This window comes from Listeria grayi DSM 20601 (assembly GCF_000148995.1).
GTDB lineage: Bacteria > Bacillota > Bacilli > Lactobacillales > Listeriaceae > Listeria > Listeria grayi.
This window is the reverse complement of record NZ_GL538352.1, coordinates 466,633-489,439: the sequence shown is the minus strand read 5'-3', so window position 1 is coordinate 489,439 and position 22,807 is coordinate 466,633. Positions and strand designations below refer to the sequence as shown.

Here is a 22,807-nt window from a genome sequence, read left to right as displayed (position 1 = left end):
GAAAAAAGAGAAAACCTAATCGAATCATTTCTAGTCAAGCTAAAACCCGAGGAATAATTTCCTCGGGTTTGCTAGGTTATTTTGGATGATGACTATTTTCTTGATGATCGCCCTTCCTCGTAATAAACGGCCACCAGTTTGCTCTGCCGAAAAGTCGAACCATAACAGGTACGAATAGCGGTAGCAAGAGGATCGCGTATAGCACAAGTCCGATTAAGACGACGGTCGCGATTTGCAAGAGGGAAAGTACTCCTGCTGGCATCATTGCTGCGAAAGTACCACCTAAGATAATGACCGCGGAGAAGATGACGCCGCCCATATTTTTCATGGATAATAGCATCCGTTCTTTGATCGGCATGCCGTTGTATTCATTGAAGCGCATCATTAGGAAGATCGAGTAATCGATTCCTAGCGCGACTAGTACAACAAATCCGAAGAATGGCGTTGCCCAAGTCAGTCCGCTGTAATGAAGCAGACGAACAAAGATGATCTCGGTAAAGCCGATTGCTGCGAAGTAAGTTAATACCAAGGATGCGATCAAGTAGATCGGCATTACGAGTGAGCGGAGTACAATGACAAGGACAACAAATACCGCTGCAAGAACGATCAACAGAACTAGATTATAGTCATGTGTCGACATTGTTTTCGTATCATGATTGTTACTTGCCATACCGCCGATGCCAATGTGAGCATTTTCTAGTTTCGTTCCTTGCAGACTCGCATCTAGGCGATCTTTGATGGTGCTGGTCATTTCCATTGCTCCATTGGAATATGGATTTTTCGTCAGCACGACATTGATTGTTGCCAATTTGCCATCTTTCGAGATGTATTGATCAAGTGCCTGATTAAAATCATGATTGTCGAAAATCTCGTTTGGAACGTAGATTCCGGAATTCGCGTATGGTTCTTTCGACCAGTCATCGATCAAGCCATTTGCGGAATCGAGCCCGTTTTGGATTTTACCGAGACCGTTAGCTCCAGATTTCAATCCTCCAGATAATTGGCCGATCTGATCATTCATATTGCCAAAGCCCGTTTTCAGGTCTCCTTGTCCGGATGCAATTTGATCTAGTGCCTGTTGGATCTGCGGAATCTTGCTGATAACTTGGTCTTGACCGTTGCCGGCTTTATCAAGTCCAGATTCTAGCTGATCCAAGCCGTTTGAAACTTGATCAAGTCCGCTGCCGAATTGTCCGAGTCCGGCATTTACTTTTGCAGATTGCGCATTTAGTTCTTTCATCGCCCCTGACAAAGATTTCAAACCGCTATTCAACTGTTTCATTTGCCCTTGGATCTGCGCCATTTGTTTCCCGATCGCTGTTTTCAATTGTGTTTGGAAAGCTTGACCTGCTCCGTTTAGACCTTGTACATCTTTTGATAATTGAACAAAATTAGGGTCGTTTGCGAGTTCTGGATGAGCAGCAGCTACTTTTTGCAGGGAAGCCCCGATTTTCTTAAATTGATTTTCAAGCGCTGAGGTATCGATCTGCATATCTCCGCTTGGATTAGCAGATTGATCTAGCTGTTTGTTGATATTATCCAAATTCTTTGCGACTTCTTGATAGCCAGCAAGGATTTTTTGATTGCCGCTTTGCAGTTTGCCAAGTTCAGCCTTTGCCGTTTGGATACCGCTTTTTAGCTGACCGGCTCCGTCACTGCCACCTTTGATCCCTGTCGAGATTTGTTTCAGGGCATCCTGCAACTTACCGAGGCCGTCTTTGGTGGACAGCGTACCGTCTTGCAGTTTATCGATACCGGATACTGCTTGATCCATTTGCGGACCGGATTTTTCTAATTTTGAACCGGCTTCTTTCAAACCGTCTTTGACGTCGCCGATACCGTCATTTGCTTTTTTCACACCACTGTTTACTTTATCAGCTTGTTGATTGACATAGATATCTTTTAGACGTGTGCCGGCAGGACGGCTGGCACTCATGACCATATCCACGCCTTTTATACTTGCAAGGTCATCGGATATTTTTTCGATTTGAGCGATGTATTCAGGTGTTTTTAAGTTGTCATCATTTTCGATCAAGACTTGCGTTGGCGATACTTGTCCTGCACCAAAGCTGTCGGAAACGACTTCAAATCCTTTTTTAGCTGGAGAGCTGTCACTTAATTCATCGAGTGAATTGAATGATTCTGCTCCTTTATGCAAGAAGATCGGTGGCAATGTAATGACTGCTACGATCAATAGTGCGATAAATGGTCTTGCCAGTGCAAATGATCCTGCTGCGCCCCATGCCTTGCTTTCTTTATGCTGAATATTTTTGTTTAGTGGCCAGAATAATGCCCGACCGATCGTCCGCATGAAGAATGGCACGATCGTATAAAGTGCGAGTAAGAGCACCACGATCCCTACACCAACAGCAACTGCTGAACGGTAAAGATCGAATTTCACGAACCATAGCGACATGAAAGCCACAAGTACAGCGATCCCGCTGTATAAAACGGTTTTTCCGGCTGTGCGATACGTTTCAGTCACAGCATCTTCTACACTTTGCCCGCTGCTGATACTTTCTTTAAACCTACTCATCAGCAAGATACAGTAGTCTGTCCCAATACCAAAAAGGATGCAGACCATAAATATCTGGGTAAATGTCGAGATCGGGAAATCCAGATATTTTACTAAGAAAGAAACGACGCTTTGGGAAACGACAAATGTAAGCCCAACTGTAAGTAATGGAATAAATGGAGCAATGACAGAACGGAAAACAAGGAAAAGAACTACTAAAATAAAGATGACTGTGATTCCTTCTGTTTTATGAAGACCGTTTTCTGAGTTTTGGACTACATCTTCTTGGATCAGCGCATTCCCAGTCAGATAGGTTTTTAACCCTTTGACAGAAACTGCATCCTCTAATTTATCTCTGATCTCTTTGACAGGTGTATTCCCAGCATCCACTGTCAGCGTTGCCAATAATGTTTTCTTGTCATCCGACAAAAATTCATCTTTTAATTCTGGGTGTTTGAAGCTATTTACAACCGACTCGACATGATAGTCTGCTTTATTGTCTTCGATTTTCGATTGTGTCGCTTCGATTTTGTCTTTATCTGCTTTTGTTAATGCTTTATCGGCATGATAAACGACAATATAATCCTCCCCTTTAGAATCGGGGTTATGTTTTTTCTGCAAATCACTTGCAAGGGTGGAAGAATAACCATCTGGAAGTTTGACTTCCCCTTTGTCTCTTACTAAATCAGCCATGTTTGGAGCTGTGAACATCAATATGACAGCACCAGCGATCCAGAGTGCCAAAATGACCCACCGGAATTTCATAATCCACTTCATTTATCTTCCTCCTTGAATCTACTTCCTTGATCAACCTGAATGATACTTTCTTTCAGTTTTTTATATAAAGCAATAAATGCTTCACTATCTTCTTCGCCCAGAGCTTCTACCCACTTAGAAACAAATTCTTCCATCCGTTGCTCGTATTCGATGTAAATTTCGTGGCCTGAATCTGTGATCTTTAAAAGGATCTCACGCTTGTCTTCCGGATTTTTCTGTCTTTGTATGTAGTTTTTTTCTTCTAAGCGTTTGATCTTTGTTGCGATCGCACTTTTTGTTACCGCAAACTTTTTGGCGATGTCGCCTGCATTGATCGTATCGTTAGAAGCGATCTCCCGCAATGTGAAAAACTGTTCGAGTGACAGATCGGAACCTCCCATGGAAGTATCTGCAATCAGTTGATGAATACTATTTAAAGCAAAAATATAAGTATCCATGTAACTCTCGATCAGTCGACTGATTTTTTCCTTTCCCAAAAAGGACACCCCCTTAACTATTTTACATTTTAACGGTATCCTTCTGAAAAAGCAACCCTGGAAGCTTAGGTTTTCAAAAAAAAGAATCCTTTCTACGATAGAAAGGATTCTTTCAAATTCATTAACGGATCGTTGCCTGCAATTCTTCTTGCAAGGCATTCGTAACTTTTTCCACAGCTTTGGTTACTTCTTCTTCTACCAAAGTACGTTCTTTATCACTGAAGGTCAGCGAGTAAGCCATTGATTTTTTGCCTGCCCCTACGCTTTCGCCTGCGAAAATATCGAAAATTTCCACGTTAGCAAGTTGTTTGCCACCATTTTCATAAATCAGGGTTTCGATTTGCTGATTGGTCACTTCTTCCTCTACAAGAATCGCGATATCACGACTCATTTCTGGATAGCGGGAAATCGTTTGGTAAACAACTGCGTTTTTCGGAGCTGCCAGCAAGTCGGCAAGTCGAAGCTCAAAAACATACGTATCTTTTAAGTCATAGGTGCTGCTAGTATGTGGATGTACTTGGCCGATAAAGCCAATCTCCTTATCGCCTAATAAGATCCGAGCCGTTCTTCCCGGATGCATTTCAGCTTTTTGGATCGATTCGAATTGGATCGTTTCTTTAACATTTAGTTTTGCCAGTAAGCCCTCCACGATTCCTTTCAGTACAAAGAAATCAACAGATTTTACTTGTTTTTGCCAATCATTTACCTGCCATTCTCCTGTTATCAATCCTGCTACGTGTTCGATTTCGTCCGGAAGATTGTCACCCTCGTTTTTGTAGAAAACAGCTCCTGTTTCGTACAAAGCAACGTTTTTATTTTTGCGGGCTACATTATAGCTAGCAGCTTGCAGTAAGCCAGGGATGATACTAGTACGAAGCTCACTGTGTTCTTCGCTCATCGGCATGGCGATTTTGACTGCGGCCGCTTCTTTCAATGCAAAGCGGTTCACGTCTTTCTCGCTGATAAGTGAATAGGTAAGGGCTTGGTTCAGTCCGGCACTTTCTAAATAGCGTCGAACTAAACGGCGATTCTGTTGTTCGATGCTTAGTGATCCTGCTGTGGCCGTGCTTGGTAGCGTAGTAGGGATATTATCATAGCCATAGATGCGAGCTACTTCTTCTAAAATATCTGCTTCTAGTTCAATGTCCCATCTTCTTGACGGCACGTATACGGCTACTTCTTCTTCGCCTATACTTGCTTCAAATTGCAGACGCTCGAAAATCGTCGTCAATTCTGTTTTGGAAATTTGGATACCTAGTAGCGCATTGATCCGCGAGATCGATGTGGTAACGATATTTTCGTATGCCTTGCGATTATCTACTTCCGCATAGCCACTGATCATTTCCCCATCGCCAAGTTCAGCGATCAATGAAGCGCCATGTGCTAATGCTTCTTCCACTTTCCAAGCATCGGATCCTTTATCAAAACGGATACTTGCTTCCGTGCGCAAGCCAAGTTCCCGAGAAGCTTTTCCAATGAAACTGCTGGCAAAGATCGCGCCTTCTAATGCGATCGTAGTGGTGCCATCAGTAACTTCGGAGGAAGCGCCGCCCATGATTCCGGCGATCGCAAGTGCTTCGGAACCGTTTGTTATCACTGTATGCGATTCTGCAAGATTCCGTTCTTCGCCATCTAATGTTTGGATTTTTTCTCCTTTTGTAGCCAAGCGGACTACGATCTCTTTGCTGCCTAGACGGTCGTAGTCGAAAGCATGCAATGGCTGTCCATATAATAGATTGATGTAATTGGTAACATCTACTACATTATTAAGTGGTCTGATGCCTGCTTTCATCAATTTAGTTTGGAGCCACATTGGTGATTCTTTGATTTGGATATTCCGAACGATTTTCATTCCATAATAATCTGTTGTCTCGCGATCTTGAATCGAAACGGAAATATAATCTGCCACATCGCCTGTTTCTCTGATATCGGGTTGCTCTGCCAGTTGTGGTTTTTCGTTTACGATCGCAGCTACCTCGTTCGCAACGCCGTTCATGCTGAGCGCATCGGCGCGGTTGGGCGTGATCGCCATGTCTAGGATCGCATCATCCAGTCCCAATAATAGCACTGCGTTTTCTCCAACTGTTGCCATTTCTGGAAGCACGAAGATACCATCGGCATAGGCTTTCGGCACAACTTTGCTTTCAAAACCAAGTTCTGTCAGCGAGCAGATCATTCCTTCCGAAACTTCACCGCGCAATTTTGCCCGTTTGATCTTAACACCGCCCGGAAGACGTGCACCGACTCTGGCAACAACTACTTTTTGTCCAGCAGCTACATTTGGAGCACCGCAAATAATTTGGACTGTTTCTTCGCCAACATCGACTTGGCATTTATTCAATTTTTCCGCATCAGGGTGTTTCTCACAGCTGATAACTTCACCGACCACGATATTTTTGATCGCACTACCAAGTTCTTCCACGCCTTCGATCTCGATTCCCGTGCGTGTGATCGCTTCACCGAGTTCAGCGGCTGAAAGTTCTAAGTTTGGGAAATATTCTTTTACCCAGTTATAAGATACTAACATGTTGATTCCCCCGTTTCTTTCACTGCAAATTGTTTGATAAAACGAAGATCATTCGTATAAAGATGACGAATATCATCGACTGCATATTTCAGCATTGCTACACGTTCTGGTCCAAGTCCGAATGCGAAGCCGCTGTATTTGGTCGAGTCGATACCGGACATTTCCAGCACGCGAGGATGCACCATTCCAGCACCTAAGATCTCGATCCAGCCTGTGCCCTTACAAACACGACAGCCCGCGCCGCCGCATTTGAAACAAGAAATATCCATTTCCACGGATGGTTCTGTGAATGGGAAGAAAGATGGGCGTAAACGGATCTCGCGTTCAGAGCCAAACATTCGTTTTGCAAGTACCGTAAGCGTTCCTTTCAAATCTGCGAAGGTAATGTTCTCGCCTACTACCAATCCTTCGATTTGCGTGAATTGATGGGAATGGGTCGCGTCGTCATTGTCGCGGCGGTAAACTTTTCCCGGACAAATGATCTTGATCGGGCCATTGGCGAAGTCATGTTTTTCCATTGTTCTAGCTTGAACTGGCGATGTTTGAGTACGCAATAATGTATTTTCTGTAATGTAGAAACTATCTTGCATATCGCGTGCGGGATGTTCTTTCGGGAGGTTCAGCGCTTCAAAATTGTAATAATCAAGTTCCACTTCTGGACCTTCTTCGATCGAATATCCCATCCCAATAAACATATCTTCCATTTCTTCGATTACTTGTGTCAACAAATGCGGTGTGCCTTCTGCCACTTGTGTGCCTGGAAGGGTCACATCGATTGTTTCATTCGCTAGCTGGGCATTTAACTTTGCCTCTTCCAATTCTTTTTGTTTTACTTCTATTGCTTCTGTGATTTTATTGCGGACGATATTGGCCGCTGCCCCGATTTTCGGACGTTCTTCTGCGGAAAGTTTCCCCATTTGTTTCATGATGTCTGTGATGGGGCCTTTTTTACCCAAATACTCGACCCGAACTTCATTCAAACGTTTCAAGTCAGCAGCATGTTCGATCGCTTGGATCGCTTCTGTTTGAATCGCTTCTAATTGTTCTAGCATTCTCAACAACTCCTTTTTTCAAAATAAAAAAACCTCGTCCACAAAGGGACGAGGTTTAGCTCGCGGTACCACCCAATTAAAGGCAAAAAAATCGCCTTCTCTCATCGTTCATAACGGCATTGTATCAATACCGGCCTGCTTTTCATGCCGAATCGCATTCCCCAGCGGGCAACTCCGGAGTTGAAATTTTCTCATGCGCGGATAACCTTAGAAGCTTCCAGTCTATGGCTTCTATTCCCTCTTTGGTCCCTGACGCAGATACTTGTCTCCATCTACGTTTTTATTCGTATTCAAGTTTGATTATAGTATATTTCCCCTAAACTTTCAAGCGCTTCTCATCTCTAATTATGCTGTAACTTGATTTGGGTCGATCCATTTATCCGCCCAGCATTGTACTTCTTGCATTACTTTTTGCAAGTCTTTACCTTTTGCTGTCAGTTCATATTCGATCCGCACAGGCGTCTCCGGATATACTTGGCGTGTTACAAGTCCAAGTTCTTCTAGTTCTTTCAAACGTTCTGCTAAAACGCGATCACTCATTGGTTCGATCTCGGAAGCTACTTGCTTGAACCGCATCGGTCCAGACATCAATACACTGATAATCAAACCAGTCCATCTTTTGCCTAAGATCTGAAAGGCAGATTCAAACTTTGGACATAATTTATGTGCTTCAGCCATTTTTATCACCTCACTAATAGTATACCACAAAACCATAAAAAAGTAACTTAGTTATTTTTTGTAAGTGAAAACAAAGGCTTGAATTATCCTTTTCTCCGTCATAAAATAAAAGCAAGGAGGTTGAGGAAAATGCCCACAAGAAGATATGTCGTCAAGAGTTCTGTTGAAGAAACCTACCAAATGATCCGTCTCTCTCAAAGTATGGATTCCGTTGTCTTTAAGGAGTTACGCGACTTTGGAGATGACAAAAAAATGGCCACGATCGCCTGCGAACAATATTACATTCGAACGAGTAACCGGATCGCCTTATTCATCACGATCCACAATTTCAGCGGGGTAACGGAGGTTACTGCCATTTCGACAGGCAGTTCCCAAAGTATGCTCTTCAAGTTCGATTGGGGCGCGGCTCAAAATTATCTAAAAACGATTACAGATGCACTGAAGCCTGTACTGATCAGTAATAAGGAAAAGTCACCTGATTAATAGAAAAAACGAGCTCGCTTATTGACTAGGCGAGCTCGTTTTTTATTTACGGATACCGTACATCAATATTCCAGCTGCAACAGCTACATTCAGTGATTCGCTTTTCCCATAAATCGGAATGTAGACACGCTCGGATAGCCGTTCCACGATTGGAGCTGATATTCCAGCCCCTTCATTGCCGACTACCAGTGCCAGTGTCTCTTTTGGACCGATATCTTCTAATTTCGTTGCATGCTCATCCAGCAAGGCACCGATCACAGGGACACCCTCTTCTTCCAGACCACCGATCCATTCTAACAGATTCGCTTGGATAACAGGAATATGAAAGTGGCTACCTTGCGCACTTCTAATAACTTTCGGATTATAAAGATCTGCCGAACCGCGGCCTAAGACAACGGCGTCATACCCAGCTGCATCAGCAGTACGGATCAACGTTCCGACATTGCCCGGATCTTGAACCGCATCTACCAACAAAAAGCGTTTGCCGAATAACATCAGGATCGATGGTTCCAGCATTTCCACTACAGCGAAAACGCCTTGGTCGGTTTTAGTATCGCTGATCGCATGACTGACTTCACGCGTTACTTCATATACATCAAAAGCTGTTTCTGTCAGCGAAAATGGTAATATCGTGTCTTTGGTATAAATGACTTCTTTTACCAGCCCATCTTGCGCTAATGCTTCTTCCACCAGATGAAAGCCTTCGACCAGATATTGCCCCGATTTTTGCCGACCTTTTCGAGTTTGTAGCTTTTTCCATGTCTTCACGTGCACGTTTTGTAATGAAGTAATTACTTCCATTTTTTGTGTTCTCCTTTATTTACCGAAGCGAATGGCACTCACTGTTTCTTTATCTAAGCGTTTCACTACTTCCGTAATCAGTTTTACTGCATTTTCAAAATCATCGCGGTGAAGCATCGAGCTGTGCGAATGGATATAACGAGTTGCAATCGTGATCGATAATGATGGCACACCATCACCAGTCAAATGGATCGGACCTGAATCTGTTCCGCCCATTGGGATCGCTTCAAATTGATAGGGGATCCCCAATTCATCTGCAACATCGGTAACAAAATTTCTAAGTCCAGCATGCGCTACCATAGTGGCATCATACAAAATGATCTGCGGGCCTTTCCCCATTTTGCTTGTAGCTTCTGTTGGGGTAACGCCTGGAGTATCACCAGCGATCCCAACGTCTACACCAAAACCGATGTCTGGCTGGATGAAATGAGCCGATGTTCGCGCCCCGCGTGTCCCGACTTCTTCTTGCACAGTTCCCACTCCGTAGACTGTGTTAGGATGTTTTTCTTTTTGCAGGTTTTTCAACACTTCGATCGCGATCGCTAGACCAATACGGTTGTCCCATGCTTTCGCCAACAAGAATTTTTCATTTTTCATAACGGTGAAATCAAAGCTAGGCACGATCATGTCGCCCGGTCTGATCCCGAAACCTTCTACTTCTTCTTTATCCACGGCGCCGACATCAATAAACATGTCTTTGATCGGGAATGCCTTTTGCCGTTCTGCGGCAGAAATAACGTGTGGTGGCTTCGAACCGATCACCCCAACGATTTCTTCACCGGAGCGGGTAACGATCGTTACTTTTTGAGCCAGCATCACTTGTGACACCCAGCCGCCTACTGTTTGAAAACGAATAAAGCCTTTATCATCGATTCGTGTGACCATAAAACCGACTTCATCCAAATGACCCGCGATCATGACTTTCGGCCCTTCTGCATCGCCGACTTTTGCAGCGATCGCACTGCCTAGTCCATCTAGTTCAAATGTATCGCTTACTGGTTCTATGTAGCTGCGAAAAACTTCTCGAACTTCGCGCTCGTTGCCCGGGATACCTTTCGCATCTGTCAATGCTTTCAACATTTTTAATTGTTCATCCATTTACTTATTCCTCCCTAAAAACCTATTGTTTCGTTTATTATACCAGTTTTTAGAGCGAAGACGAACTTTCATGCTTTTATCAGCGTAAAATCATCCCATTTGTAATGGAAGCCTCGACTAATAAATTCGCGCTCGATTGGAATGGATGCGTGACTTTGTATGTCACTTGCGTGCGTCCGACAGAGTTCCGTTCAAAACGCAGTGGACTACTGATCGTCAATCCTAATTTTGCAGCTTGTGCAAATTGAGTATCTGACTGCACCGTGGTCAACATAGATTTTCTCGGAAAGATCCCAGCAAAGTCGACAAGATTTTTGCGGCTTTGTTTTTCTGCGACAAGATCATTATCGTATTGTTGCAACTTAAATTTCTCAATTAGCGAAATTAATTTTTCTGTGTAATCCGGATCAGATGAATAAGCGGATTTGCCGATGATAGCTGCGGCTTTTTTGTAATTTGTTTCGTTTACCAAGCCTTTATAGAGATTGCGGTTCCAGCTTGGACCTTTTCCAAGAAGTTCGCCATGACTGCTTAGTGATTCATACCAGCTCGGATAAACACAAAAAGAAGCATTAGTCGCGATCCAATTCCCTTTTCGAAATTCTTTGGTAGGCAGATAAATGGCATTCCCCTTGAAAGCACCTTTGATTCCAAAGAGATTTTTTCCTTGTTTTGCAAGTTTGCTTGTGCCCCAGTTAGATTCTAAGATTGCTTGTGAGATGATGATGCTTGATAAAATATGATGTTCATGCTGAACTTTTTTGGCGTAAGGCGCAATCTCATTTATGAAACTTTCCTGCTTATTGTTTTCTGCAGTTGTTCGTGCCTCTGAAACAACTGGACAGGCTACCATCGTAATGGATAAGCTGATCCCTAGAATAACAATATGCTTTTTTACAAGTTTTAGCATAATGATTGTTTGCACATTCCTTTCATGATTTGAAATAATTACTACTCTCGTTTGACAACCACTTCATTCTATCAAAATATTTCTGTCATATACTTTTCTTTATTGTTACAAATATTACGAAGAAGAACGAATCTTTCTGCTTAAACCCTTTGCTAACGGTTTCTTTTTGAAAATAAAAAAAGCAAAAAGCCTACATTAGGACTTTTTGCTCATGAATAAGTCAGTGTATTTTATTTCTTTTCTAGGTATTTGGATTGAATCCAGCCGATATTTTTGTCTTTTTGATGTAATTGTACCCAGACGCCGCTATCAGTTTTCACTTCGCGTGTGATCTGTAATTTGTCACGCTGGTAGTATTTGGTGGATTCTAACGGCTGTGCTCCTTTCAATCCATATGGCCTTGACCAGATCGTCTCATCAACTCCAGCTTTCACTTTCGCTTGCCGGTCCGCTTTTGCGTTATAGTAGATTTTATCCGAGATCCGGTCATACTTTTCAAGATGATACTTTTCCACTAGCTCGATCAGTTTCTCCGTATAGCCTGGATCAGTGGCATAGCCAGCTTCCCGCAGCGCGTGTGCGGCTTGTTTATAATTTTTCGCAGTAATGACAGAACGATATTTATCGCGGTGCCAGGAAGTCCCATTTAAGAACAATGCGGCATGATCATCCAGCGACTCTTCCCAATCCCGATATTTTCGGAAATTGGCGGTGATCTCTTTCCACTTTCCTTTCTCAAACTCCTTGGTCTTCATGCTGACATGCGGTTTGCTAGTCGTGCTCTTCACACCGAACAAATTGTTGGCGCTACTTGCTAGCTCACTCTCGCCCCAGTTAGATTCCAAGATGGCCTGCGCAAGTGTCACACTTGTTAAAATATTATGCTTAGCTTGGATCTCCTGCGCATGAACGGATAATTCGTTGATAAAATTTTGTTCTTTCGTATGATAGGCAGGATCAGGTTTTGGCGCTGTGATAATGAGATATTGCTGCCTAACAAAGGAAGCAATAACGCCAACCAATATCAAAAACAAGAGAATTCCAATTGTCATCCAGTTGCGCTTCTGTCTTTGCTTTTTAGAAATTCTTTTCCGTACCAGTTTGATTCACTTCCTTTGTTAATACTGCTTAACGCTGTTTAGCGCGGGTATAAAAAATTGCATTTGCTGTTTCAAAATAGGGTCTGATCAAAATTCCGGTCGCTACTGCAACAATGGTTGCGAGGATAGGTAACACAGTTGGTGCGATAGCTAACCCAAAAAACGAAAGTATGATAGCGGGGATATACCATAACAGAAAACTGATATACATGACAAATAATTTCCATTTATAGCCGTCCATCATTTCACGACTTTGGGTAATAGCTTGATTCGCAGTCAGTTCCGGATTGTCACGGGCAATACGATTTGCTTGGCTGTAACTAAATCCTTTGATGATTCCCGGAATAACAAAAAGCAATGACCATAGCAACGTATAAAGTATTGTTAGTAAGACAAGCCCTAACGAGCGAAAATATGTTTGGCGTGTGAAATTTTGAAACAATCGCGAAATTTTCGGCTTGTCCCCTTCTATTACTTCTAAAAAATAACCATCTTTTCCATAATTTAATGGTGCCGATATAAAGATCCAGAATAAGAATAGTAGACTACCCAATATCTGATTACTTACGAATAAATCTGTGATTTTATCGCTTATAAGACCGGAAAGAGAAATATCGTTGAACTGAATATAGATCTGATCTCCTGACAAAATAATATAGACAATCATCGTGACGAGCAATGTGAGATAATTTCCCTTTAAAAATGGTCTTGCATCCCTTTTTACTTGATTAATCTTCATCTCCAAACTCCTTTTTATCATTTTCCTTCTATTATACAAGAATCTTTTCTAAAAATCCTAAAAATACTTTAAAGAAATGATTAATGTGGGAACGGACATTTTAATTCGTTTTTTCCGTTTTTCCGATAAAAGAAGTTTGGCTTTTTGATCGTATTATCAAAACGACGGTGGAAGATCGCTGTCGTTGCTGGCGATACGGGCGGGATCAGCCAGGCCCAATTGCCCGTTAGTTCCCTTCCGGCAGCTAATTCTTTCTCTTCAAAAGTACCAAATTGTTTAGCAGCGGTATGATGATCAACGATTTGTACTTTTGCTTGGTGAAAGGAATGCAGCACGGCAACATTCAGTTCCACTAAGGCACGATCCTTCCATAATGTATCGGTTCTTTTTCTATCCAATGCCATAATATCTGCCATCTGAGGTAATAGATTATAGCGATCTTCATCAGCAAAATTACGCGCGCCGATCTCCGTTTCCATGTACCAGCCGTTAAAGGGCGCTGCTTGATAAATGATCCCACCGATCTCCAAGACCATATCGGATATGATCGGTACTGCATACCATTTTAATCCCAGCTCATCAAATGCCGGATAATCCGGATGCGTCATCGGCACTTCTTTTACAAGTTTTTGCGGGATATCGATCAGCTTAGGCGGTGTCTTGCTGTCGACTTGTACAAGTAGTGGCAAGATATCAAAATCTGTTTTCGGAGCTTGCCAGCCTAATTTCAGGCATAATTCGGTGAAAGAATTGGAATGCGGATCACCGATTTGCTCTTCTTCAGCACGATAACCAGCATAGCGGATCAATTGGTGATTCCAGATTTTGACTGTATCTGGTTTGAATATTGTAATATATGGTTTGATTCTTCCATTATTAGTCGCTTTTTCCAAATGAGAAAACAAATACGCTTTCACTCTGTCTAGCGTATCTGCTTCGCGCGCATCCACTACTTGGAGGGTATTCCAAAACAACCGACCAATGCAGTGATTATTATTGCGCCACGCCATTTTTGCACCACTCTCCAACTCTTCAGTGGTATGTGTGTATGTTCCTGTTGCTTCTATTTCTTGCATGACAGTCTGTAGCCTGTTTTTCAATGCTTCAGCTGAATATTGTTTTTCTTGATACATCCTGGTTAAAAATGTTTGGGCTTCTTGATATATAGTCATTGCCTATCCTCCTATTATTCCTTTAGTATACTATGAATATACTGGATTCTACACTAGATTGTTTGGACTGTTAAAATGTTTTACTTGCATTTTGAAAAAATTTATGTAAAATAGGTATTAGTTGCACGAGGGAAACTTTTTTAGTTCCCTGAAAAAGGAGTTTTGACCATGAAAGAAAATCGCTTATTTACTAAAACAGAAAATGGGCTTAGCTTAGCTGAAATCAATAATACTGTATCCATCCCGCATAATGCCGGCTTTTGGAAAAAATTATTTGCCTACTCTGGACCTGGAGCCTTGATAGCAGTCGGCTATATGGATCCCGGAAACTGGGTGACATCGATTGCTGGTGGCGCACAGTTTGGTTACTTGCTTTTAACAGTAATTTTAGTTTCCAGTCTGATTGCGATGTTGCTTCAAGCGATGTCCGCAAAACTAGGTATTGTAACGGGGATGGATCTTGCTCAAGTCACACGGATCAGAGCAGGAAAAAAATGGGGGATCGCCCTCTGGCTGATTACCGAACTTGCTATTATGGCCACTGATATCGCCGAAGTGATTGGTAGTGCTGTAGCATTGAACTTACTCTTTAATTTGCCGCTTTTGTTAGGTGTATTTATTACTGTTTTAGACGTATTCTTGCTCTTATTATTAACCAAATTCGGTTTCCGGAAAATCGAAGCGATCGTTGCGACGCTGATCGCCACTATTTTAGTTATCTTTTTATATGAAGTGATTATTTCCAGTCCGGCAGTATCAGAAATCTTCGGTGGCTTTATTCCAAAGCCTGAGATCGTCACGAATAAAGGAGCGCTCTTGATTGCTCTTGGTATCGTTGGTGCCACGATCATGCCGCATAACCTTTATCTGCATTCTTCGATTGTCCAAGCAAGAAAATATGATCGGACGGATCGAAAATCGTTAAAAGAAGCAATCAAATTTGCCACGATCGATTCCAACATTCAATTGACGATCGCTTTTATCATCAACTGTCTACTATTGATCCTTGGTGCTTCCTTATTCTTCGGTTATGATGGACCGCTTGATACACTCGGTCAGCTATATCGGGCTTTGAACGATAATTCGATTGTCGGCGCGATTGCGAGTCCTGCGTTAAGTGTTCTATTCGCCGTCGCCTTGCTTGCTTCCGGGCAAAACTCAACGATCACCGGGACATTGACCGGACAAATCATTATGGAAGGCTATATCCATATGCGGATGCCAATGTGGGCACGTCGAATGATCACACGTGTCGTTGCGATCATCCCCGTCATCATCTGTATCATCATCTTTGGAGATACAGAAGCAGTCGTCGAAAAACTATTGATTTATACACAAGTTTTCCTAAGTATCGCTCTACCGTTCTCGATCATTCCACTCACCATGTTTACTAGCGATAAGAAATTAATGGGGGAATTTAGCAACAGCAAAGTGACAAACTGGATTGCTTGGGGTATCTCGGTTATTTTGACACTACTTAATATTTGGCTGATTTTCACAACATTTTCATAACAAAAAAGCGTGATTTGTTTATCGCAAATCACGCTTTTTTTTATACTTCAATACTATTACTTTGCTGATAATTTTGATACAGTTCATAGTAATATCCTCGTTTTTCCATCAATACCTCGTGGTTGCCGTGCTCTTTGATCGAACCGTTTTCCAAGACATAGATCTGATCTGCTTGACGCACTGTGTTCAAACGGTGAGCAACGAGAAACGTAGTTCGCTCGGAAGCTAAGCGCTGCATAGCTTCTTGGATTTTCATCTCCGTCACCGTATCGATATTGCTAGTCGCTTCATCCATGATCAAAATCCGCGGATTAGCCAAAAATGCCCGGGCGATCGAAAGAAGCTGTCGTTGACCTTGACTGATCCCCGCCCCATCCTGTTCTAGATAGGTTTCATAGCTATCCGGCAGTTCCTCGATAAAGCTATCTGCGTTCGCCATTTCTGCAGCCGCTTCTAGCTCTTCTTGCGTCGCATCAGGCTTGCCGAGACGAATATTTTCTGCAATTGTACCGCGGATCAGGAATGTTTCTTGAAAAACAAATGCCAACTGCCGGCGATAACTTTCTTTCGTTATTTTCTGTAAGTCGATACCATCGATTTTAACAATCCCATGATCTGGTTTGTAAAAATGCGAAAGCAAACTGATGATCGTTGTTTTCCCTGAGCCGGTTGGGCCGACTAAAGCGAGCGTATCCCCGCTATTAGCATGCAAAGAAACCTCATGCAGAATCTCATTATCATCATATCCAAATGAAACAGCTTCAAAATCGACTTGTCCTTCGATTGATGTTACCTGGATCGCATCAGCAGCATCTTTTTCCGGTTCTTCATCTAAAATCTCAAAGACCCGTTCTGCTCCAGCCACTGCCGACAATAACGCATTGAATTGATTAGCCAAATCATTTAACGGTCGGATAAACTGACGCACATACTCAAGGAATACCACGATCATTCCGATTGTTACTCCAGTGTGTGGTTGAAGCGCTAGCGCACCACCAGCAAAGGCAACGATCGCATAACCAAATGCTGTCAGAGCATTCATCAATTTTGGAATAATCCCGGAAAAGATTTGCGACCAAAAGCCGGCATTTCGGTAGCGCATGCTTTGTTCGTCAAATTCCTTCAACGTCTGTTCCTCGCGGTGAAATGTTTTGACCGTCAATTGGCCGGAGACTGTTTCTTCCATAAAGCCATTCAATTTCCCTAATTCCCGCTGTTGCTCTTTGAAATAAACACTTGTACGCTTCGTGATCCAGCGCATCCCAAAGTACATGATCGGGATAACGACTAAACTGATCAACGTTAGGATCGGACTCAAATACAGCATAAAACATAAGATACCGACAAATGTGAGCAAACTGGATAAGATCTCAATAATCGAATCATTGAGTGAACGGCCGACATTATCGATATCATTGGTCATCCGACTCATTAGATCACCATTTTGCCGTTTTTCAAAGAATGCCATTGGCAGATTTTGAAATTTAACAAATAATTCTTCCCGTAAGTTAAAAACAGTCTGCTGACCGACATCGATCATAAAATAGTTTTCAAACCAAGTACTGGCTGATAGCAGAAAGTAAACGGATAGTGTGATAAACAGCATCATCAGCAATTGTTCGGCGTGGAATGGAACAAGATAATGGTCAATGATCTCCCCGATCAGGAATGGTCCTAAGATCGTAGCAGCTACATTGATGATGACCATGAAGATCACCAGTAGCAACTTCAATCGAAAATTTGTCAAATAATGCCATACTCTGAAAATCGTACTGCTGAAACCAGCCTTTAAATTATCTGTTTTCAAGCGCTTGCCGCTCTTCGCTAAGGGGACATTTAGTTTTTCATATTGAAAAGGTGTTTTTAGTGTTTCTTTCATGCGTTCTCAGCCCCCTTCTGCGCTTCCGACTGGATCAAATCACGATACATCGGCACGGCTGCCATCAATTCTTCATGCGTTCCAAATCCCAGAACTGCGCCTTTATCTAAAAAGAGGATTTTATCGGCCGCGCGCGCCGAACCGATTTTTTGTGTGATCAAAATCGTGGTCTGCGGATAAGTTCGGAGTACTCGAAGTAATTTTGCTTCTGTCGTGGCATCGAGTGCACTAGTCGCATCATCGAGCAATAGCAGATCCGGCTTTGTCAGCAGTGCCCGTGCAATCGCGATCCGCTGTCTTTGTCCACCAGACAAATTGGTACCGCGCTGTCCGACTCGCGTTTCATATTCATCAGGAAGCTGGACGATCCGATCATGAATCTGGGCATCTTTCGCCACCTGTTCGATTTCTGTAAATGGTGCCCCTGTGCTTCCCCAAGAAATATTATCAGCGATCGTCCCACTGAATAACAGCGTTTCCTGTGCCACATAAGCAATATGCTGCCGGTAACTTTGCAGTGATAAATCTTGGATCGGCTGTCCGCCAAGTTTGATCATCCCTTTACTCGGTTCATAGAGCCTTGGGATCAAGTTGAACAAACTTGTCTTCCCGGAACCAGTCGCTCCAAAAACAGCAACAGTAGCACCTTCTTCTACTTTGAATGAAATATTTTTAAGTGCCAGTCGATTCATTTCCGGATAATGGAACGAAACGTTGTCAAATGCCAAATCTCCTTTAAAAGCAGACAGTTCCGCACCGCTATCGGTTTCCTCTTCTTCGATATGATCTAACATATCCCAGATCCGTTTCGCCGAAGCCTGTCCGCGCGAATAAGCCATCACCATAAAGGACATCATGGAGAGCGAACTGCTGATCCGCATCGCATAGTTAATGATCGCGACTGTATTACCAAGCTCCATATTACCGAGGTCGATCTGCTTGCTTCCGATCCAGGCCACAATAATAACGGCGATATTCATCAAAAATAAGGTTACTGGTTGAATGACCTGCATCAAACGCATCGCATAGACCGTTACGTTCGTCAATCTACCCGTTTCTTCCACAAAGCGGCCCGTTTCTTGTTTTTTCCGTACAAAAGCTTTCATAAATCTTACACCAATCAAATTTTCACGCATGATATGGTTTACTTCGTCTTGATGTGCCTGCGCCGATTCAAATGTGACGATCCCGCGCTTCACTAAAAACAGCAACAGAATAATTGCTAGTGGGATCGCACATAAAAGCACCAGTGCTAATCGAAAGTTTACCACAAGCGAAACAATCACACTGCCAATAACCAACAAAGGCGAGCGTAGTAAAAAACGCATCCCCATAAAGAAGAATTGTTGGATTTGTGTGACGTCATCTGTTAATCTTATTAACAACGACGGCGATGAAAAGTGTTGTAAACTTGCATAATCCGCATACTGGATCTTTTTGTACATCGCTCTCCGCAAATCAAGTCCGAAATTTTGCCCGGCGTGTGCAGAGTAAAAGGAATTGATCACTCCTGCTGCCAATGACAGCACAGCCATTCCAACTAAAATACCGCCCCAAACATAGATCGTGCGCATATCCTTGCCGATAATGCCGTGGTCAATGATCCTGGATAAAATAAGCGGTTGTGTTAATTCTACGGATAGTTCTAATAAACTCATCAAGACAGCCATGATGACTGCTATCTTATATGGTTTGATAAATTGAAACATTCTGCCCATGACTTTGCCTCTTTCTATGTATTTAATTACATATATGTATAGTACTAATTTTAACACCAAAATAAAAGCAAATCGCTTGTGAAATCTAATAGAAAGCTGTGATAATGATGTCCAATGACTACAGTAAATTTACAAACAAAGCGCATAATTATGCGTTATACTGTCCTTCTTATGCGAAATCCTATCTTGATTTCCTTCAAAAAGAATATGCTCCCATGGCACAAATTGCTGACATCGGTGCTGGAACTGGCATTTTGACAGCCCAACTGCTGAATAATGATTTTCAAGTTACCGCCGTAGAACCAAATGAAGAAATGGCCGGCGTTCTCCAAACAGATCTGCGACGTTTCGCAAACTTTATATTCCAAAGCGGCACGGCAGAAAATACTCATATCCCAGCTGCTACGATCGACTTGATCACTACTGCCCAAGCCTTTCACTGGTTCGACGCACTTGCTTTTCAAGCAGAGTGCCGCCGTATTTTGAAACCTGCTGGTACCGTTCATTTGATTTGGAATAGGCGTGATCAGAAAGATCCGATCATTCAGGAATTGGAGCAACTCAATAAAGCGCATTGCCCTGGGTATCAAGGTTTAAGTAATGGAATTGGTGATGATAGTGCGAAGATTCATACTTTCTTCGGTCACGAAAATTATAAAGTCCTACAGTTTGATAATCCCCTCTTTTATTCATTGGAAACCTTTATCGGACGTAATCTCTCCGCTTCTTATGCCCCAACAGAAAATGATTCCAGTTACCCCGCGTTTGTAGATGCCTTGATCAAGCTCTTTCGGCGCCACGAAACAAGCGGGAAATTATGCTTAGCAAATCAAACCGTTGTTTATCTAGGAACACTAGATAAATAAAAAAAGCTTTCTCACGCTGAGAAAGCTTTTTTTACTCCCAATCCTCTTCAAAAATTTCCGTAAAAGCATACGACCCGCCTCGAATCATCTCCAAATAACTACCAAAATCAGGCGCGATCACTTTAAAGCTGTCTGGATCATGTAGATAGCGAATTACTTGCCCTTGTTTTCCTGCTTCGGTCGGTGAAAAATCCAGATATAAACTTGAAGTCCCGCCGTTATTGATACAGTCGGAAAAACATAGCCATTCGCCCATTGGGACATCCAAGCGGATCTTCTCGTCTACTTGAATGATCTCATCATCCCCGATCCATTCCGCATAGCGCTGAGCAATCGTTTCTTGATGATAAGATAGGCTTTTATCTGCGACGATCTGTTCGGCTGATTTTAAATAGTAGGGATAGGCGTCTAGATCCGACCCTAATATTGGGATCGCGATCGTTTCTGTTCCGTATTTTTGATGATAAGTGCCATTTATTTCGCTTAGCATTCGCACTAATAGTTCTGGAACAGCAGGATACGCCTCGCGAAGCCATGCTAACTCTTCAGGCGGTGCGCCGTTTGCTACCTGTAATTCAGTCCATACTGCGCTTGGCAAAAATTTTTTTAATCCCTGTAAATAAACTTGTGCCTCGTTCATACTGATTTCCTCCTCTAGCTTTTGCATTTCGTGCATAATAGACCAGTGAGATACTCAAAATAATCAATAACGACCAACTGGAGATCTTGCCTAAATGAACGAGATGCCAGCCTGCTTCTTGGTTCGGATAGATCCAAGCACCAAAAAAACTGGCAATATTTTCCGCGATCCACATGCATATCCCGATCAAGAGAAATGCTACACTTGCATTCATGTAAAACCGCTTTTCAAGTAATCCAAAATGGACATTTGTTCTCCGAAATAAAAATAGGATCCAAAAAATCAGTAAATAGCGAATATCCCACATGTAGTGATGCGTAAAAAAGTTCCCATAAATCGCTAGACAAAGTAATCCTGTTACCCATTTATTCGGCCAATTCTCAAATTCCAGCTGAAGTACCTTCCATGCCCGATAAATATAACTCCCGACACTCGAATACATAAAACCGCTATATAACGGCACATCCCAAGCCTTCCAAATCCCCGCTTCCGGATAGCTCCAAGCACCGATATGGATCTTGAATATCTCAAGCCCAAGCCCGACAATGTGAAATAAGAAAATAATCCGTACCTCTTCCCAAGATTCATACCCCGTCTTGATTAAAATAATTTGGATCAAGATCGCGATATAAAGCAGGAGATCATACCGATAGACGCCCGGCACATGAACAACTTTCGTCACCGCCAAAGAAGCAAACAGCAGTACAGGGAACAAGCAACAGCTGATTTGTTTATAGGTAAAAGCTACCAAATATTTCATGTTGTATCCACCTCGCATATCACCAAATATAGCATAAATAACACGCATTGCTGCCAAAATTAAACTTCTTGGAAAAATCTTAATGCTTTATTTGGTATAGGTTCGAATGACGGGCGGGAGATAATTCCGCTTGAATGCTTCAATTTCTTCGGTAGAATTTGTAAATAATATTTTCTCGAAATCTACTTGTGTTAAAAATCCTTCTGTGACCATTTGCTGATAGAAATGCTTGACGCCATCATAGTATCCTTTTTCATTAAAGAAAACACAGGGATTCTGATGTTGTCCTAACCGGCCCAAGAGATCACTTCCGTTATTTCTTCCAGCGTGCCGGGGCCACCTGGTAAAGCAACATAACACGCAGCCATATCCATCATCATTTTTTTACGTTCATCCATGGTATCCACGATATGAAGCTCTGTCAGCCCATCATATGCTAATTCACGTTCTTTCAAGAAGGCAGGCATGACGCCGATCGCCTTCCCGCCGCTTTCCAAAGTTGCTTGAGCCACCTCGCCCATCAGTCCTGTACGGCCACCACCATAAACAAGTGTATGTCCTTTTTCGCCTAACCACTTCCCGATCTTGACCGCGCATTCTTTATACACCGGATCATTTCCGGCACTTGCCCCGCAATAAATAGCAACGTGCATGGTGTTTTACCTTCTTTCTTCTATACTTTCTGCTTTCTTTCGTAAAATCTGTTTGACCGCTTCCTTTGGTACATGTTGATCAAATCGAATTTGCAGCGTTCCTTTTCCAAGCTTATAGCCTGCTTCTTCCAGCTTCATTCGTGCTTCATCGGAAAGTACATCCGCACCAAAACCAAAGCTGACATGCTTTTTATGGACGGAAAAACCAACGAATTCCCTATGATAATTGTAAAAGGGTACATTATATTTGATCTGTTCTTCGCTGTTTGGGATAGTCGTTTGGATAGTATCGCGCAGTTCTTGCATAATCAATCGGGCTGGTTCAGTAGCCGCGTCAAGATAAGCATCTACACTTTTTGCTTTTTCCAACTTTCATCGCTCCAATCCTTTTGCTATGTGTTGATTGAATTATACTTGAATTTTTCAAACGGGAGAAGTAATATCTATTTGA

General features: G+C 42.5%; 19 protein-coding genes and 1 pseudogene. 3 read left to right on the top strand and 17 right to left on the bottom strand.

From position 1 onward, the window contains the following. Positions 1 to 76: 76 nt before the first annotated feature. The 5 genes from HMPREF0556_RS02580 to HMPREF0556_RS02560 form a co-directional block, all read right to left on the bottom strand. Positions 77 to 3,292: an MMPL family transporter gene (locus tag HMPREF0556_RS02580; protein ID WP_003755203.1), complete on the bottom strand. Its 3,216-nt coding sequence runs from the start codon at positions 3,290 to 3,292 to the stop codon at positions 77 to 79. Then, positions 3,289 to 3,768 carry a MarR family winged helix-turn-helix transcriptional regulator gene (locus tag HMPREF0556_RS02575; RefSeq protein ID WP_050776979.1) on the bottom strand — a complete coding sequence of 160 codons (480 nt, stop codon included), beginning with the start codon at positions 3,766 to 3,768 and terminating at the stop codon, positions 3,289 to 3,291. The genes HMPREF0556_RS02580 and HMPREF0556_RS02575 overlap by 4 nt, the downstream gene beginning before the upstream one ends. Positions 3,769 to 3,889: 121 nt before the next feature. Then, positions 3,890 to 6,295: a phenylalanine--tRNA ligase subunit beta gene (gene pheT, locus HMPREF0556_RS02570; protein WP_003755200.1), complete on the bottom strand. Its 2,406-nt coding sequence runs from the start codon at positions 6,293 to 6,295 to the stop codon at positions 3,890 to 3,892. Beyond that, on the bottom strand, positions 6,289 to 7,347 hold the full coding sequence (pheS, locus tag HMPREF0556_RS02565) for a phenylalanine--tRNA ligase subunit alpha (RefSeq protein WP_003755199.1): 1,059 nt from the start codon (positions 7,345 to 7,347) through the stop codon (positions 6,289 to 6,291). Before pheS ends, pheT begins: the two co-directional genes overlap by 7 nt. Before the next feature lie 345 nt (positions 7,348 to 7,692). Continuing rightward, positions 7,693 to 8,025: a winged helix-turn-helix transcriptional regulator gene (locus tag HMPREF0556_RS02560; protein WP_036106392.1), complete on the bottom strand. Its 333-nt coding sequence runs from the start codon at positions 8,023 to 8,025 to the stop codon at positions 7,693 to 7,695. A 129-nt stretch (positions 8,026 to 8,154) separates the two neighbouring features. Between HMPREF0556_RS02560 and HMPREF0556_RS02555 the strand changes: the two genes are divergently transcribed. Further along, a complete protein-coding gene (locus HMPREF0556_RS02555; protein WP_003755196.1) occupies positions 8,155 to 8,508 on the top strand; it encodes a DUF6054 family protein in 354 nt (117 codons plus the stop codon). Positions 8,509 to 8,550: 42 nt separating this feature from the next. Here the strand turns inward: HMPREF0556_RS02555 and HMPREF0556_RS02550 are convergent, their stop codons facing one another. The 6 genes from HMPREF0556_RS02550 to HMPREF0556_RS02525 all read right to left on the bottom strand — a co-directional run bounded on the left by HMPREF0556_RS02550 (position 8,551) and on the right by HMPREF0556_RS02525 (position 14,328). Next, positions 8,551 to 9,309: a TrmH family RNA methyltransferase gene (locus HMPREF0556_RS02550; protein WP_003755194.1), complete on the bottom strand. Its 759-nt coding sequence runs from the start codon at positions 9,307 to 9,309 to the stop codon at positions 8,551 to 8,553. Positions 9,310 to 9,324: 15 nt separating this feature from the next. Next, entirely contained in the window at positions 9,325 to 10,407 is a 1,083-nt protein-coding gene (locus HMPREF0556_RS02545; RefSeq protein ID WP_003755192.1) for a M42 family metallopeptidase, read from the bottom strand. Positions 10,408 to 10,486: 79 nt separating this feature from the next. Continuing rightward, positions 10,487 to 11,317, bottom strand: a complete 831-nt coding sequence (locus HMPREF0556_RS02540; RefSeq protein WP_003755190.1) for a glycoside hydrolase family 73 protein — start codon at positions 11,315 to 11,317, stop codon at positions 10,487 to 10,489. 230 nt (positions 11,318 to 11,547) lie between these two features. After that, complete coding sequence (locus HMPREF0556_RS02535) at positions 11,548 to 12,369, bottom strand: glucosaminidase domain-containing protein (RefSeq protein ID WP_003755187.1); 822 nt, start codon at positions 12,367 to 12,369, stop codon at positions 11,548 to 11,550. Between the two features lie 76 nt (positions 12,370 to 12,445). After that, the gene (locus HMPREF0556_RS02530; protein WP_050776978.1) at positions 12,446 to 13,156 is read right to left on the bottom strand and encodes a DUF975 family protein; all 711 of its coding nucleotides are present in this window, start codon (positions 13,154 to 13,156) and stop codon (positions 12,446 to 12,448) included. Positions 13,157 to 13,236: 80 nt separating this feature from the next. Then, complete coding sequence (locus tag HMPREF0556_RS02525) at positions 13,237 to 14,328, bottom strand: nitric oxide synthase oxygenase (protein ID WP_003755183.1); 1,092 nt, start codon at positions 14,326 to 14,328, stop codon at positions 13,237 to 13,239. 168 nt (positions 14,329 to 14,496) lie between these two features. Between HMPREF0556_RS02525 and HMPREF0556_RS02520 the strand changes: the two genes are divergently transcribed. Next, positions 14,497 to 15,840, top strand: coding sequence for an Nramp family divalent metal transporter (locus HMPREF0556_RS02520; RefSeq protein ID WP_003755180.1), 1,344 nt, complete (start codon positions 14,497 to 14,499; stop codon positions 15,838 to 15,840). A gap of 40 nt (positions 15,841 to 15,880) precedes the next feature. Here HMPREF0556_RS02520 and HMPREF0556_RS02515 read toward each other — a convergent pair whose 3' ends face one another. Beyond that, the gene (locus tag HMPREF0556_RS02515) at positions 15,881 to 17,719 is read right to left on the bottom strand and encodes an ABC transporter ATP-binding protein (protein WP_003755179.1); all 1,839 of its coding nucleotides are present in this window, start codon (positions 17,717 to 17,719) and stop codon (positions 15,881 to 15,883) included. After that, positions 17,716 to 19,437 carry an ABC transporter ATP-binding protein gene (locus HMPREF0556_RS02510; RefSeq protein WP_040486404.1) on the bottom strand — a complete coding sequence of 574 codons (1,722 nt, stop codon included), beginning with the start codon at positions 19,435 to 19,437 and terminating at the stop codon, positions 17,716 to 17,718. The genes HMPREF0556_RS02515 and HMPREF0556_RS02510 overlap by 4 nt, the downstream gene beginning before the upstream one ends. A gap of 104 nt (positions 19,438 to 19,541) precedes the next feature. On the opposite strand from HMPREF0556_RS02510, the gene HMPREF0556_RS02505 reads away from it, so the two are divergent. Next, a complete protein-coding gene (locus tag HMPREF0556_RS02505; protein WP_003755173.1) occupies positions 19,542 to 20,303 on the top strand; it encodes a class I SAM-dependent methyltransferase in 762 nt (253 codons plus the stop codon). A 31-nt stretch (positions 20,304 to 20,334) separates the two neighbouring features. Here the strand turns inward: HMPREF0556_RS02505 and HMPREF0556_RS02500 are convergent, their stop codons facing one another. The 4 genes and pseudogenes from HMPREF0556_RS02500 to HMPREF0556_RS02485 all read right to left on the bottom strand — a co-directional run bounded on the left by HMPREF0556_RS02500 (position 20,335) and on the right by HMPREF0556_RS02485 (position 22,725). After that, positions 20,335 to 20,943, bottom strand: a complete 609-nt coding sequence (locus HMPREF0556_RS02500; protein WP_003755172.1) for an SMI1/KNR4 family protein — start codon at positions 20,941 to 20,943, stop codon at positions 20,335 to 20,337. Next, positions 20,879 to 21,703 carry a DUF817 domain-containing protein gene (locus HMPREF0556_RS02495; protein ID WP_050776977.1) on the bottom strand — a complete coding sequence of 275 codons (825 nt, stop codon included), beginning with the start codon at positions 21,701 to 21,703 and terminating at the stop codon, positions 20,879 to 20,881. The genes HMPREF0556_RS02500 and HMPREF0556_RS02495 overlap by 65 nt, the downstream gene beginning before the upstream one ends. 87 nt (positions 21,704 to 21,790) lie before the next feature. After that, a pseudogene (locus HMPREF0556_RS02490) lies at positions 21,791 to 22,356 on the bottom strand (LOG family protein). A gap of 6 nt (positions 22,357 to 22,362) precedes the next feature. After that, entirely contained in the window at positions 22,363 to 22,725 is a 363-nt protein-coding gene (locus tag HMPREF0556_RS02485; RefSeq protein ID WP_003755166.1) for an iron chaperone, read from the bottom strand. Positions 22,726 to 22,807: the final 82 nt, after the last annotated feature.

Excerpts from the sequence above, each read along its gene's own strand:
- HMPREF0556_RS02495 (WP_050776977.1), bottom strand. The coding sequence starts at position 21,703 with ATGAAATATTTGGTAGCTTTTACCTATAAACAAATCAGCTGTTGCTTG.
- HMPREF0556_RS02540 (WP_003755190.1), bottom strand. The coding sequence starts at position 11,317 with ATGCTAAAACTTGTAAAAAAGCATATTGTTATTCTAGGGATCAGCTTA.
- HMPREF0556_RS02580 (WP_003755203.1), bottom strand. The coding sequence starts at position 3,292 with ATGAAGTGGATTATGAAATTCCGGTGGGTCATTTTGGCACTCTGGATC.
- HMPREF0556_RS02515 (WP_003755179.1), bottom strand. The coding sequence starts at position 17,719 with ATGAAAGAAACACTAAAAACACCTTTTCAATATGAAAAACTAAATGTC.
- HMPREF0556_RS02505 (WP_003755173.1), top strand. The coding sequence starts at position 19,542 with ATGATGTCCAATGACTACAGTAAATTTACAAACAAAGCGCATAATTAT.
- HMPREF0556_RS02525 (WP_003755183.1), bottom strand. The coding sequence starts at position 14,328 with ATGACTATATATCAAGAAGCCCAAACATTTTTAACCAGGATGTATCAA.
- HMPREF0556_RS02500 (WP_003755172.1), bottom strand. The coding sequence starts at position 20,943 with ATGAACGAGGCACAAGTTTATTTACAGGGATTAAAAAAATTTTTGCCA.
- pheS (WP_003755199.1), bottom strand. The coding sequence starts at position 7,347 with ATGCTAGAACAATTAGAAGCGATTCAAACAGAAGCGATCCAAGCGATC.
- HMPREF0556_RS02560 (WP_036106392.1), bottom strand. The coding sequence starts at position 8,025 with ATGGCTGAAGCACATAAATTATGTCCAAAGTTTGAATCTGCCTTTCAG.
- HMPREF0556_RS02545 (WP_003755192.1), bottom strand. The coding sequence starts at position 10,407 with ATGGATGAACAATTAAAAATGTTGAAAGCATTGACAGATGCGAAAGGT.
- HMPREF0556_RS02510 (WP_040486404.1), bottom strand. The coding sequence starts at position 19,437 with ATGGGCAGAATGTTTCAATTTATCAAACCATATAAGATAGCAGTCATC.
- pheT (WP_003755200.1), bottom strand. The coding sequence starts at position 6,295 with ATGTTAGTATCTTATAACTGGGTAAAAGAATATTTCCCAAACTTAGAA.
- HMPREF0556_RS02530 (WP_050776978.1), bottom strand. The coding sequence starts at position 13,156 with ATGAAGATTAATCAAGTAAAAAGGGATGCAAGACCATTTTTAAAGGGA.
- HMPREF0556_RS02555 (WP_003755196.1), top strand. The coding sequence starts at position 8,155 with ATGCCCACAAGAAGATATGTCGTCAAGAGTTCTGTTGAAGAAACCTAC.
- HMPREF0556_RS02535 (WP_003755187.1), bottom strand. The coding sequence starts at position 12,369 with ATGACAATTGGAATTCTCTTGTTTTTGATATTGGTTGGCGTTATTGCT.
- HMPREF0556_RS02550 (WP_003755194.1), bottom strand. The coding sequence starts at position 9,309 with ATGGAAGTAATTACTTCATTACAAAACGTGCACGTGAAGACATGGAAA.
- HMPREF0556_RS02520 (WP_003755180.1), top strand. The coding sequence starts at position 14,497 with ATGAAAGAAAATCGCTTATTTACTAAAACAGAAAATGGGCTTAGCTTA.